This is a genomic window from Zunongwangia profunda SM-A87 (assembly GCF_000023465.1).
GTDB lineage: Bacteria > Bacteroidota > Bacteroidia > Flavobacteriales > Flavobacteriaceae > Zunongwangia > Zunongwangia profunda.
Genome location: NC_014041.1, coordinates 5,099,048 through 5,113,482 on the forward strand (window position 1 = coordinate 5,099,048; position 14,435 = coordinate 5,113,482).

A 14,435-nucleotide genomic window follows, 5' to 3' on the forward strand; every position below is an offset into this window, starting at 1 on the left:
CTTATTTTAGGAATAAAATGCGACAATGACATATTTTAGAAAAATTTTGATTTTAGGAGGTTTGGGTTTGTTGATCTCATGTTCTTCAAACCCTTACCGTACTACCAATAAAATATATAAGAAAAAGGCGAAAGCCTATGCTAAAGAACTTAGTAGATTCCCACTAGAGGAAAACCCTAATGATTCCGCACTCAATTACGGTGAGTATGCTGTGGGAACTACTAATTTCAACCTTAGACGACCCAATTTTGTAGTAATCCATCATACCGCACAGGATTCTACAATTCAAACCTTAAATACATTTACTATTCCCAGAACCCAGGTGAGCTCACACTACGTGATTGGTGATGACGGAGCGGTTTTTCATATGCTTAACAATTATTATCGTGCCTGGCATGGTGGTGTTGGGCAGTGGGGACATACTACCGATCTTAATTCGGCTTCTATAGGAATCGAACTCGATAATAACGGAAAAGAAGCCTTTTCTGAGGCTCAAATTTCAAGTTTACTGGATGTATTAAAACAACTCAAAGAAGACTATAAAATACCTGCGGCAAATTTCGTAGGGCATCTTGATATCGCTCCCGGCAGAAAAACTGATCCAAGCGCCGATTTTCCCTGGAAACGCCTCGCTGAAGAAGGCTACGGAATATGGTATGATGCCGAGCGTATCGAAAATATCCAGTTTGAGCACCAATTTTTTACAGAGAATCATCTGAAAATCGATAATATCAATCCTGCTTTTAAACAACGTATCCCGTTACTGGATCGATATCTATTTCCAGATGTGATCCCATCTGACTTTACCATCGCGGAAGCCTTAAGAATTATAGGTTATAACATTGATGATCTTGATGCCGCGATTAAAAGCTTTCAGATCCATTTTCTTCAGGAAAAAGACCATGTAAACGGAATTTTAAACGCTGAAGGAATAAAAATTCTTTATGATTTATATCAAAAATCGCTTTTGGAAGCACGAAGTTAGAAAACTGTAAACTTTCTGAATGAAGACCACAGCGCTGTTAGAATCTAGAAAATAGACCAAAAGAAGCAAGACCCGAGACTCAGGAACCAAGACAAAAATTTTGAATTTTGAATGCAAAAGGTGTCATCTCGACCTTGTGGAGAGATCTTTTTAGTTAGAACCTAGAAAAGAGAGAATAGACCCCAGACTCAGGAAACAAGATAAAAAATTTGAATTTTGAATGCTGAGTTTTGAATGGCTGTACAATGTAAACTGTATACTGAAAACAGACTTCTCGATACAATAACTTTTGAACCTTGAACTTTAAACCTTAAACATTGCATTCTGAAGGTTGTCATTTCGACTGAAGCGAAGCGAAATGGAGAAATCTTTTTTTAGTGAGAGTCTGGAATCTGGAAAATAGACAAGAGAATCTGGAATCAGGAAACAAGATTAAAATTTTGAATGTTAAATGTTGAATTTGGAATGACTTTTCAACGTACAACAACTTTTGAACTTTCTAACTTAAATTGTTGATTGAGATTTCTCGGCTTCATTTCATTGCGCTCGAAATGACAAAATCTTAGAAAATGATAATTTATATCCTAAATTTAGATGCTTCGCTATTAGAATAGGGAAAATAGATCAAAAGAAGCAATACGCAAGAACCAGGAGTCAGGGTTAAAATGTTGAATTTTCAATGGCTGTACAATGTAAACTGTATATTGAAAACAGACTTCTCGATACAACAACTTTGGAACCTTGAACCTTAAACATTGCATTCTAAAGGTTGTCATTTCGACTGAAGCGAAGCGAAATGGAGAAATCTAGTTGAGTGAGATTTCTCGACTTCATTTCATTGCGCTCGAAATGACAAAATCTTAGGAAATGATAATTTGTATCCTAAATTTAGATGCTTCGCTATTAGAATAGAGAAAATAGACCAAAAGAAGCAAGATTCAGGATTAAAATGTTGAATTTTGAATTAGTAATGGCCTATCGAAGATTGCTCGTGAAATTAAAAATGAGAGAAGCGTTAAAATTTTAGGCTGTTTGAGCGAAGCGAGTTCCTAAAATTTAGCTTCCGAATGTACAATTTAGAGCAAGGTTCGTAAGCCTAGACTTTTTTGTTTCTTTTTTCGTCAATGGAAAAAAGAAAAAACATCAATAGAATTTGGAAGTGAATAGTGAGAATCTAGAATCAGGAACCAACACAAAAATATTGAATTTTCAATGGCTGTACAATGTAAACTGTATATTGAAAACAGACTTCTCGATAAAACAACTTTTCAACCTTAGACATTGCATTCTAAAGGTGGTCATTTCGACTGAAGCGTAGCGAAATGGAGAAATCTAGTTGATTGAGATTTCTCGACTTCATTTCATTGCGCTCGAAATGACAAAATCTTAGGAAATGATAATTTGTATCCTAAATTTAGATGCTTCGCTATTAGAATAGGGAAAATAGACCAAAAGAAGCAAGAACCAAGAGTCAGGAACCAAGACAAAAATTTTGAATTTCGAATGCTGAGTTTTGAATAGCTTTACAATGTAAACTGTATACTGAAAACATACTTCTCGATACAATAACTTTTGAACCTTGAACTTTAAACCTTAAACATTGCATTCTAAAGGTGGTCATTTCGACTGAAGCGTAGCGAAATGGAGAAATCTTTTTTTTAGAATCTAGAATCTAGAATCTAGAGAATAGAAAATAGACAGGAGAATCAAGAATCAGGATTAAAATTTTGAATGTTGAATGTTGAATTTTGAATGATTTTTCACCGTACAACAACTTTTGAACTTTCAAACTTTTTACTTAAAAGAGACTTCTATATAGAACAACTTTTAAACTTTCTAACTTAAATTGTTGATTGAGATTTCTCGACTTCATTACATTTCGCTCGAAATGACAAAATCTTAGGAAATGATAATTTTTATCCTAATTTTTGCTGTAAACTATATATTGAAAACAGACTTCTTGATACAACAACTTTTCAACCTTAAACTTTTAAACTTTAAACGCTATTGTCCTCCCGGGCACTTCGATACGATTTCTTCGAAATCACTCAGTGACCTAAATTCAATACTGAAGTTGAAAGTACCAAAGTTAGAAAGTAGAAAAATCAGAGACAAGACAAAAATTTTGAATGTTGAATTATTTTGACTGCCGGTTTTTTCTGTTCACTATTCACTGTGACTAAGACTGAAATAAGTTGCCCTTTTTCTTAAACTTTTAAACAATGGAAAAAGGTAAACAACGCCGGGTTTTTAGTGTTGAGCTAAAACTTGATTTAGTGAAAAAAATCGAACAGGGTGACCTCCGGGTTTTGGATGTCACCAATGTTTACGGAGTGAGTCGTACCGCCGTTTACAAATGGCTCAGAAAATATTCCGATCTTTACCGCAGCGAAACCAGGGTTATAGTGGAACAAAAAAGTATGAGCAAAAAGAACAAAGAACTGCAAGATCAGATCAAGAAACTTGAGCAAGCCCTTGGTCAGAAACAGATGCGAATTGATTACCTGGAGAAGGTCGTTGAATTTGCTTCGGAACGTTCTGGGGAGGATATCGAAAAAAAGAACAAACGGCTGTCCTAGAATATTTCCGAATGAACAAGTCAAGTTTTAATGGTTCCATGACAGCATTATATAACATGCTAGGGATAACCAAGCAGGCTCACTATAAGCGGGTTAAACAACAGGCTCACTTGTCAGGGATTGCTCAGGAAGTAATTGCATCTGCTCAAGAAATCCGTAAGAAACATAGGAATATGGGGTGTCGCAAGCTTTATGATCAGATCAAGCCCGAGAGGATAGGCAGGGATAGGTTTGAAGCAATCCTTCTCGCCAATGGATTTAGGGTAGCACGTATAAAAAGCCATCACCGTACGACCTATGCAGGTAAGCGGTGGTATCCAAACCTGATAAGTGGCACTACAATAAAGAAAGAAAACAGGCTCTTGGTGAGTGACATAACTTATATATCGGTTTATATAGGATGCCATTACTATCTTACCCTGGTGCTAGATGTTTATAGCCGAATGATTACAGGATGGAGCTTATCGGCCAACATGACCACAGAGGACACCGTTGTTCCAGCCTTTAAGATGGCTGTAGCAGGTCTAGACAATCAAGAACGCAAAAAACTTATTTTTCATTCAGACAGGGGCAGCCAGTATGGTTCAGACAAAATGGAACAACTCCATAAGCACTATTCAACCACCCCTAGCATGGGAGGGAAAGCCTGGGAGAATGCCCATGCAGAGTCTATAAATGGGATACTTAAGAATGAGTATATCAATTTCGAAAATATGAATATATCACTTAAACAAGCTCAAAAGTTGGTAGAAGAGGCCATTTATTTATATAATTTTGAGCGGCCACATGGTTCACTGAAAAATAGGAAACCACAAGAATTTTTAAACTTTGTTCAGCGCTTAGCTACTGAACAAAGACCAGTATTTAAAATAAATTATTAACTTGAAAAAAGGCAACCTTATTCAGGCAAGGTCACTGTGCATCCAACGTATATTGTAAACTAAAAACCTCACAATCCCTTAAACTATCGGGACTGTGAGGTTTGTTTTATAGCTTCCTGGAGAACATATATAATTACGTTATTAGAAGAAAGCTGAACTTCTTAAGCCTTAACGCTTTGTTCTATTGTAATTTTAAATTCAACCTTGCAAACAAATAACGACCGCCTATACCAAACTGGGCGTTTCTGGGCCAGTCGAATCTTCCGCTACTTCGGTTATCCTCTATTCTATTTCTATCGGGATATAAATCGAATAAATTGTTAGCCCCCAAGGTTAAATTAATCGATTCTGAAAAGTTATAGCCTACCGAAAGATCGGTTACTACTTTTCCTGAATATACCTCTTGATTCGCCAATGTATTGGAAGGTTGTGTTACCTCACCAAAATACACATTCCGAAGGAAGAAATTAAAGTCTTCTACAGTAAGAACATTGGTTAAATTAATCTTCGTTCTGGGTACCGCTTCTTCTAAATAAATACGATTATCTTCAGAAAAATAGGTATCCAATTTATTTTGTAATAAAGGTGACGCATGAATATCGCCTACCCGTTGTGTCCTGGTAAAAGTTCCTGCAAGATCATTTTTCAACTTCCAGCCATTATCGAAATAGGTGTTTTGTGTAAGAACAATATCTAAACCTTTGGATTCGGTATCTATGGCATTCGCAAAAAAGGCTGCTGCTTCAGCATTCGCACTTCTAAGAATCTGACTAATTTCCGAATCCGGATCATCATCACTAAAACGTCCTGTATATACTACACGATCATCAATCGCTACAAAATAAGCATCGGCGGTAATGGTTAAATTGGCATCCGGGATTTTAGCGGTTATTCCTAAACTGGCACTTTTCGAGGTTTCTTCTTTTAAATCTGGAATGCCCAGCAATTTCGCCGCCCTACTATCATTAGAAAAAGTTCCTACCTGTACCGGATTTCCTTCATCATTAAAAACCGTAGAAGTAGAATTATAATAAATCTGGTGTAGCGAAGGTGCTCTAAAGCCTGTATTCACCGCTGCTCTTAAATTTATATTATCAGTAAGTTTATATCGGGAAGCTACTTTAAAATTTAAGGTAGATCCAAAATCTGAATAGTTTTCGAATCTTCCGGCAAAGGTGAGTAGCAAGTCTTTAGTTACATCGGCTTCAAAATCGGCATAGGCCGCTACACTATTTCGCTGTCTGGAGATAGCATTATCAGGACTAAAACCGGGAAAAACCTGTGCTCCTCCTGCTCTGGCATTTCCGAAGAAATCTGTAGTAGGTTGCTGGCTGGCATTGGTGATAACAGTGCCGTCCGCAGTATATTGCGCATAAGATTTTTCTTCCCCGGCAATGATATTATAATTTTCCAGGCGATACTCACCGCCAAAAGCAACATTAAAGCCTTCGAACAATTGTGGAAAAAACTGCGAAACATCAAGATTGGTCGTATTTTGAGAAAAAGAAAATCCGCCGGCATCAAAACTGGTAGGACTGGTACCTTCTAAAGAAGCATTAGAGGTATTGTCTATAAAATACATAAACTCATTTTCTCCCCAGGTATTACTAAAATCGACATCCCAATCGCCTACTTTACCACGTATTCCGGCAGCAAAAGATTTGTCACTGATTTTAGAGTTTATTTCTGGTAAAAACCCGTTGATATAATATGGGGTATAGGTACGGCTTTGATTGGGTAATCTATAAAATCCTGCCGCATTTCCTTTTCTGGAGCTTAGCCCACTAAACGCATAAAGCTCGGTTCCATTATCATCTAACGGTAGGGCAAAATTAGCGAATAAACGACCGCCACGTAAAGCAGACTGCCCTACTCTCATATTAAAATCAGATCGGTTTAAACCTCTTGCAGCCAATTCCTCTTCAGTTACATTTCTCCCTAACAGGTTTTGTAAGGTAGCCCGATCGTTCGCCTGAGCTATTTCATTTTTAAAATCAGCAGAAAAATAATCCACCTCTTGTGCATAATTCTGAATTTGCTGATTGGATAAACTGCTAAGATCTGCATTATCCTGATAGGCCTGCCACTCTACCGCATTATAAGCATTAAATATACTTCCTTCCCAGGCTTTCATGCGGTTATAAGCATCACGGTAATCAAAATCTCCTGAAAAGTTTATAAAACCACCTTTATCTCCTAACGGAATACCATAACTAGCGGCGACATTGATACTTTCACCATCCATACCGCCGGTTTGCTCATTGGCATTTCTGGATACATTAGCCCCGGTGGTTACATTAATATTAAGCGTATTCACCTCATCTTTCAAAACCACATTTATTACGCCGGCAATCGCATCAGATCCATACTGGGCAGCGGCTCCATCTCTTAGTACTTCAATTCTCTTGATTGCCGCAGCAGGTATTGCATTTAAATCGGTACCTACACTCCCTCTACCAAAAGTTCCGTTTACATTAATCAGGGAAGAGGTATGGCGACGTTTCCCATTAATCAATACCAAAACCTGATCGGGCCCTAAGCCTCGCAACGAAGCGGGATCGATATGGTCTGTTCCATCTGATAAAGATTGGGTTGTAGAGGTAAACGAGGGGGCTACATAATTAAGAATCTGGTTAACATTTACCTGGGGTACCGAGACCTGTAGCTCTTCTACATCCAAAACATCTACGGGTACGGCAGACTCGGTCACCGTCCTACTTCGATTCCTCGAACCTACCAGCACCACTTCTTCCAGGTTTGTACCGCTTACCAACTGCACGTTGATAGTGGTGGTGGTAATTTCTACCTCCTTTTTTTCGAAACCTACGAAGGTAAAAACAAGTGTTTGCCCTAATTCAGCTTTAATATTGAAATTTCCGTCGAAATCGGTAACCGTTCCGGTTTGTGTTCCTTTAAGCTGGATGGTCACTCCTGGTAAGGCTTGTGCATTCTCATCGGTGACATTTCCGGTAATACTTTCCTGTTGTGCGCTTAAGCTTAAACTTATTAGCAGGAAAAACAGGGTAAAAATTCTATTCATAGCGTTTTTGGTTTAGTAAATTACCTTAGGGCAACCCCAAAGGCATTTGTTTAGAAAATTATTTTTATTTCGAGGCATCTCGATTATCGAGTAGATCAATCAGAAACCTAGAGGAATTAAACCCTCAATGAGGGATTAAAAACCGATAGCGGTATCATCACCTCTAGGGTCGGCCCCTCCTTCTAAATTACCGTTGGGTAATACTTTTATCGCATCTACTTTACCGATAATCCTAGATTCTTTTTGATTAATTTTATATCCTTTTTGCTGCAGTTCTTGTATGGTCTCTTTTGCAAATCCTTCAGGCTCCATCATAATTTCGTCTGGCAACCACTGATGGTGAAAGCGTTTAGCTGAAACGGACTCCTGCATCGATAAATCGAACTCGGCAACATTTAAAAAGGTTTGTAACACTGAAGTAATAATGGTAGAACCTCCCGGAGATCCTACTACCATCCATAATTTCCCGTTTTTTTCAATAATTGTGGGTGTCATCGAACTCAGCATTCGTTTTTCCGGTTCAATCGCATTAGCTTCAGCTCCTACCAATCCAAACATATTAGGGACTCCTGGTTTTAGGCTGAAATCATTCATTTCATTATTCATAAAAAAGCCTAATTCAGGAATATATAATTTTGACCCATAGGCTCCGTTTAAAGTAGTAGTTACAGAAACAGCATTGCCCATCGCATCTACAATCGAATAATGGGTTGTTTCATTACTCTCATAACCGCTAATGGTACCATGTGTTATTGTTGAAGACGGCGTTGCCTGCTCAAAACTGAAATCCGACATTCTATCACTTAAATAAGCATCGGCTAATAAACTGTCCTGCGGTACATCATAAAAATCGGAATCTCCAAGGTAAAAACTCCTGTCGGCGTAGGCCCGGCGTTCTGCTTCGGTTAATACCTGTATGTATTTTGCCGAATTTGGTTGATATCCGGCTAATGGATAAGGCTCGATCATTTTTAAAATTTGTCCTAATACGATTCCACCACTAGAGGGAGGCGGCATCGAAATTATTTGATATTCTTTATAGGGAATACGAATAGGATCACGCCATTTGGCCTCGTATTTCAGTAAATCTTCTTCAGTGAGAATTCCGCCCCGCTGTTTAAGGAATTCCAGCATTTTTTTTCCTGTCTCACCAGCATAAAATTCGCTTCGTCCGTTGGCAACTATTCGCTTCAGGGTATGCGCTAAGGCTATATTTTTAATGGTATCCCCTTTTTTATAAGCTTTTGTATAAAGAGTCATATCCTGATTCACTTGCAGTAAAACATCACGATATTTTTGTAATCGCTCCTGCTGTTTTTGCGTCACAATCACTCCTTTTTCGGCTAATTCGATAACCGGTTGTACTATTTCCTGAATGGGTAAACTGCCAAATTTTTCATGTACTTTAAAAATTCCGGCAATGGTTCCCGGTACTCCCGATGCCATTGCCCCTAAGGTACTTTTACCTTCGATAACTTCGCCATTTTCGTCCAGATACATATTTTTTGAAGCAGCCAGAGGCGCTTTTTCGCGATAATCTAAACTTCCTGTGTTGCCATCAGCAGTACGATAGACCATAAAACCCCCACCTCCTAAATTACCGGCAAAAGGATAACTTACCGCCAGGGCCATTTCGGTAGCCACCATAGCATCGAAGGCATTTCCGCCTTTTTTCATGATATCGACGCCTATTTTGGAAGCTTCTCTTCTGGCAGAAACAAGCATTGCTTTTTCAGCCACTTCCCCGGTTTTATTTTTTTCTGTTGTTTCTGGTAATTTCGATTTACAGGAAACAAACAACAAACCCGATAGAATTACTAGGTTAATAGAAAACGAAATTTTAGTCATTTTAGATCTATGCTTAATTTAGAATCACAAAGAACTAAATTAAAATATGATTTAGGAAATGTAAAGAATAGAAATTATTGAAAAAGATATAAGGCCTATTGATACAGCATGATGAAATCTGAATCTAGATGGATATGTTTTTAGAAAATAGAGCAAAAGAAGCAAGAGCCGAGACTCAGGAAACAAGATAAAATGTTGAATTTTGAATGCTGAATTTTGAATTAATTTGTGCTGAAAGCTTTATGCTTACTGCTAATTAATTATTGATAATTGTAACCTGAGACTGCCTAGCTGAAAAAAGCTACTCCGTAAAAATATCCTCATCTTTTAAATATTGTAATCCTTTATCTTTTTCGTTTAGAATCCTTTTGGTACGCAGGTATCGGTTATAATTATATTCATCGAAATCTGTGGCAGTGGTATCCATGGTGCTGATATGTACATCGCCCATAGAATGTATAAATTTATGATCACCAATCCACATCCCTACGTGAATCACGCGTTCTTTAGTAGAATCTGTGGCAGGTCTTCCAAAAAACAATAAATCACCCGCAACAAGATTTTCGAAATTCCTGGTTGAATCTACTAAAACTCCGGTATGTACTTGTTGAGAAGCATCACGTGGAATCACCATTCCATTTAAAAAATATACCGTTTTGGTAAAACCGCTACAATCTACTCCTTTTGGCGAGGTACCGCCCCATAAATAAGGAAGGCCCATTAATTTTTCGCCGGTCATCACCAGTTCTTCACCATCAACATCTAAATCAGCTAACCAGGTTTTATAAGGTTTTGCATCTGTCTTTGGAACAAAAGCGCTTCTACCGTCTGGATAAGCAATCTCGTAGAAATTTCCTTGTTCAGCTGTCAGTTCTAAAATATCTCCGGCCACAAGGTCTGAAACCACCTCAGCATTATTTTTAGCCGATTTTAGCGATTTTCCGTAAGGATTCAGGTAAATTAACTTGTCCTTCGATTTCCAGTCAGCAAACTGTTCTTTGGTCATATTCTGGATACCACCATAATCTACCCAGGCCAAATACCCGTCTGGCGTTTGAATATAGTACCAGCTTCCCTGTTTTTTATACACTTTTACCGGCATTCCCAAGGTAGTTTGCGTTACCAGTTGCGCGGCATGGCGTGGTTCTTCGCGAAGATTCGCTACCGAAATTTTAATCACACCCATCGTTTGATTCTCTAAACCTTCAGCATCGGGTAAGGTCTGAATATTTGCAGTGTATTTTATGCCTTTTTGGTTTAGTGTATTTTCTAGATCTTTAGCGGCCTCAGGGAGGTTGGTTTCGCCTTCAATATTAAATCCGTCGGTTTCTTTTTTAGCTTCAAAATCGAATAAAGCTACCCTTCCATCGGGAGCATACACATTTTTTAAACTATCAATGACTACCTGCGCTTCGTTTTTTTCTTCAACAGTAGTTTCGGTTTTCTCATTACAACTTGCTAGCACTGCTGCTAAAACCAATGTCCAAAAACTATATTTTTTTATCTTCATTTTTACTGATTTTCAATCTATTCAAATTTAAACAATTTTACTCCAGTGCCATTTTCTGAAGGATAAATGACTTTTTCTGAAGTAATTTTTACACCCGTTGCGGTATCATTTTTTAAAAGCAAAGCACCATCCATATCTACATAATCCAACATGGGCGCGAGTTGCGCAATGGCTGAAATCCCAACGGTCGATTCGGTCATACAGCCTACCATGGTTTTTAATCCCAGGGCTTTTGCTTTTGCAATCATTCGTAAGGCAGGTGTAATTCCGCCACATTTTGTAAGTTTAATATTTACACCATGGAAATATTCGGCACACTTTTCAACATCACTTTCTACAATACAGCTTTCGTCGGCAATTACCGGTAAGGCAGAATTTTGATAGAGCAACTTCTGTCCTTCAAGATCATCTACCGCTAAAGGCTGCTCTAAAAACTCCACATTTAATTCTTTTAAAACATGGCTGTTTTCAATCGCCTGATAGGCTGCCCAGGCTACATTGGCATCGATCCTAAAAACCGAATTGGTATGCTTTCGAAGCTCTTTTATAATTTCGATATCATGATCGGTTCCTAACTTGATCTTGTATAATGGCCACGGAAAATCTTTAATCTTACGAATCATCTCTTCGGTTGAAGCAATTCCAATCGTATAACTTGTTTGCGGTACCTTGGCAGGATCTAAATTCCACAACTTATAAAGCGGTTGTTGCTTTCGCTTTCCATAAAGGTCATGCAACGCCATATCTAAGGCACATAACGCGAAAGTTTCGGTTTTTAATTCAGGATAAATTTTTTCCCATATGATTTCCGGAGGTTCTTCAATATGATTTTCGACAATTTGCTCCACTTTTTGTAAAGCCTTCATCATACTTTCTACCGTAACTCCGTAATACGAAGTTGCGGCCGCTTCCCCAAAACCGGTAACCCCATCGTGCGATACTGAAACTACCAAACTTGGCTGCACATCACGCGAAGCATGACTAATCCTAAAGGTGTCTTTTAACTGCAGTTGATATTGGTGATATTCGATCTTCATTTTTTAAGCTTATTCTAAAATAATTTCTTTAAAATCACTTTGATTTCCGGTACGGTCTACCGCCGTCATGCCTATTTTAGACAATTTTATTTTCTTTTCTCCTACCAGGTAGGAAAGCGTGGTTTTAAGTTCTGAAAACTGCGCTTTATTTAGGATTTTAAAATCCCATTTACTGCCTTCATACTGAAAATACAATACCCATCTAAAAACATCATTTTGATCGGGATGCTCCCAGGAAATTCTTAGTGTATTTCCATCAAGCTGAGTAAAAACTTCTGGTGATTTTGGTGCTTTATTATCCATCCACGGACTTGGCGGTACCAATGCCGGTTTTCTAAAATAACTTTCGGCTAAAGCTTTTTCAGTTTCTTTATCGTTCATCAGGGCTTTAAGATTCCAGAGTACGGCGCCAGGATCATCTGCCAGCATTCCCCGGGTAATCATTAGCTGATTAAACAATTCGTTCTCATAACCTTCTTCTTCGATAAGCCCGGCGTTTATCCCCGGCCAGATATGTCTATCTTTGGTATTTTCGCTTTCCCACCAGTGTAATAGCACCGGGAAACTCTGCGCAATCTGATCTGTTTTCCAGTATAACTGCGGAGTGAGATAATCTACCCAGCCTTCATTAATCCATTTTTTAGCATCGGCATATAGTTTTTCATACTGGTCATAACCGGCAATGGATTGTGGATACCCGGGACGCCAGATCCCAAACGGGCTAATTCCGAATTTCACAAAATTCTTCTCTTTTTTGACCACTTTGCCTACACGTGCAATAAAATCATCAACATTTTTACGACGCCAGTCTCCCCTACTTAATTTTCCGCCGGTATTTTTATAGGTATTCCATGTTTGATCGTCTGGGAAATCTTTGCCGCCGTTATAGCTATCGTATGGATAAAAATAATCGTCAAAATGAATACCATCTACATCGTATCGCTTTACCAGGTCTTCTACCACTGCAGTGGTACGATCCTGAACATCCTTACGAGCAGGATCCATCCAGTACATTCCGTTTTGTAGTTTCACGACCATCTCTGGATTGGTTTTTACAACGGAAGCTGCGCTGATTTCTCCCCCGGTGGTATGATAGGCCCGGTACGGATTTAACCAAACATGAAGTTCCATCCCGCGTTTATGGGCTTCGTTAATCCAAAAAGTAAGCGGATCGTAAAAAGGTTGAGGTGCTTTTCCCTGCTGCCCGGTTAAAAAATACGACCAGGATTCGATATCACTTTGGTATAAGGCATCGGCTTGTGGACGTACCTGAAAGATCACTGCATTATAATTATGATTCGCTAAAAAATCCAGTAATTTTATCGCTTCGCCCTGTTGCTGTGCGGTTGGCAAGCCAGAGCGTGACGGCCAGTTGATATTGGCTACTGTGGCAATCCACGCCGCCCTGAATTCAGCCACATCTAGTGGAGGTTCGCTTTTTATAATTTCTTCTTTTACCGTAACTTCTTCTGGTAATTCTTCTTTTGTGACCTCAGCAGGTTTTGTGGTATCAGGCTGTTCTTCCTTTTCTTCTACAGGCATTGGGTTCTCTACAACTTCTGGCTGATTTTTTGGCGTTGAAGATTGTACTGTTTGCTTCGTTTTACAGGAGGAAAAAAGCAGGGAAAATAATACTAATACTGCTGCTGAGTAGGAAATCGTAGTTTTCATAAAATTAAATAGGCATCGCACAATATTAAACAAAAGAAAGAGATATAGAAATGAATCTATTCTCTTTCTTGAGCAAACTAAACTGAAATTATCTATCCCTCCAGTAGTCAATATGACTTGAACCTGGATCTTCAGTATACGTCCCTCTTATCTGCGTGGTATAAACTCTTCCTAAACTTGCTAAAGTTAATCCATGCTCTAAAAACGACTCTGATTCCTGAGGATCGTAATCTGTTCCTGAAGGAAATACTTTAAAGGTGTAACTGCCCGGTGCTAACTCTGTATATTCTCCAGAACTTTTATAAGGTATTCCCTGTCCTAAAGAAATAACGCGGGCATCCTCTGCAGGCGAATTTTCAGTTGCTGGTACTGCTGCTCTAATGGCATAAACATCTACACTAAATGGAATATTTGCCATGGTATTCACAAATCTCCAGTAAATTAAATCGTGATTAGGTTCTGGTAAATTGTCCTTAATAAAGGCGATTTCATAATTCTCTGAAGTTCCTACCAGGTACGCCGAATAATGATTTTGTGCTTCTGTAGTAATACTTGTTGAGGCCAGGTTTTGTGCCTCTAAAGTTCTTACCTCCAATTCCCCACTGCCGGAAGGAATAACAGCATAAGCATTACTCGGATAAACTGAAGTATAGTCTAAAGCCTGTTCCTGGTCTTCACCAGAACTATTTTCCGCAGTTACTTTCTCATCATTAAAAAAGAATCCTGCATTTGGTGCGTCTTCTGCATGAAAAAAGAATTTCACGTAACTCATATCCTCAGCTACGGGTTCTGTAACCTCGGGAATGGCATTTTTTTCGCATCCCAGAACGAGTAAAGCTAAAAATGCTATGATTAAACAATTTGCTGATATTTTTCTCATAATC

9 protein-coding genes are annotated in these 14,435 nt (G+C 38.5%); 3 read left to right on the forward strand and 6 right to left on the reverse strand.

Annotated elements, in window-relative coordinates; all coding sequences use genetic code 11:
- Nucleotides 1-25: 25 nt before the first annotated feature.
- The 3 genes from ZPR_RS22265 (at nt 26) to ZPR_RS22275 (ending at nt 4,445) form a co-directional block, all read left to right on the forward strand.
- Nucleotides 26-985 carry an N-acetylmuramoyl-L-alanine amidase gene (locus tag ZPR_RS22265; RefSeq protein WP_013074058.1) on the forward strand — a complete coding sequence of 320 codons (960 nt, stop codon included), beginning with the start codon at nt 26-28 and terminating at the stop codon, nt 983-985.
- 2,222 nt (nt 986-3,207) lie between these two features.
- The gene (locus ZPR_RS22270; protein ID WP_013074059.1) at nt 3,208-3,564 is read left to right on the forward strand and encodes a transposase; all 357 of its coding nucleotides are present in this window, start codon (nt 3,208-3,210) and stop codon (nt 3,562-3,564) included.
- An 11-nt stretch (nt 3,565-3,575) separates the two neighbouring features.
- The gene (locus ZPR_RS22275; RefSeq protein ID WP_013073789.1) at nt 3,576-4,445 is read left to right on the forward strand and encodes an IS3 family transposase; all 870 of its coding nucleotides are present in this window, start codon (nt 3,576-3,578) and stop codon (nt 4,443-4,445) included.
- Between the two features lie 181 nt (nt 4,446-4,626).
- Here the strand turns inward: ZPR_RS22275 and ZPR_RS22280 are convergent, their stop codons facing one another.
- From ZPR_RS22280 to ZPR_RS22305, 6 genes are all read right to left on the reverse strand, one after another.
- Nucleotides 4,627-7,485, reverse strand: a complete 2,859-nt coding sequence (locus tag ZPR_RS22280) for a TonB-dependent receptor (protein ID WP_013074060.1) — start codon at nt 7,483-7,485, stop codon at nt 4,627-4,629.
- A 135-nt stretch (nt 7,486-7,620) separates the two neighbouring features.
- Nucleotides 7,621-9,333 (reverse strand): gamma-glutamyltransferase, encoded by a 1,713-nt coding sequence (gene ggt, locus ZPR_RS22285; protein ID WP_013074061.1) that lies wholly within the window; start codon nt 9,331-9,333, stop codon nt 7,621-7,623.
- A gap of 301 nt (nt 9,334-9,634) precedes the next feature.
- Nucleotides 9,635-10,843: an SH3 domain-containing C40 family peptidase gene (locus ZPR_RS22290; RefSeq protein WP_013074062.1), complete on the reverse strand. Its 1,209-nt coding sequence runs from the start codon at nt 10,841-10,843 to the stop codon at nt 9,635-9,637.
- 17 nt (nt 10,844-10,860) lie between these two features.
- On the reverse strand, nt 10,861-11,880 hold the full coding sequence (locus ZPR_RS22295) for a dipeptide epimerase (RefSeq protein WP_013074063.1): 1,020 nt from the start codon (nt 11,878-11,880) through the stop codon (nt 10,861-10,863).
- A 9-nt stretch (nt 11,881-11,889) separates the two neighbouring features.
- Nucleotides 11,890-13,551, reverse strand: a complete 1,662-nt coding sequence (locus ZPR_RS22300) for a glycoside hydrolase family 10-like protein (RefSeq protein ID WP_013074064.1) — start codon at nt 13,549-13,551, stop codon at nt 11,890-11,892.
- Nucleotides 13,552-13,639: 88 nt separating this feature from the next.
- A complete protein-coding gene (locus ZPR_RS22305; protein ID WP_013074065.1) occupies nt 13,640-14,431 on the reverse strand; it encodes a DUF4397 domain-containing protein in 792 nt (263 codons plus the stop codon).
- Nucleotides 14,432-14,435 lie beyond the last annotated feature (4 nt).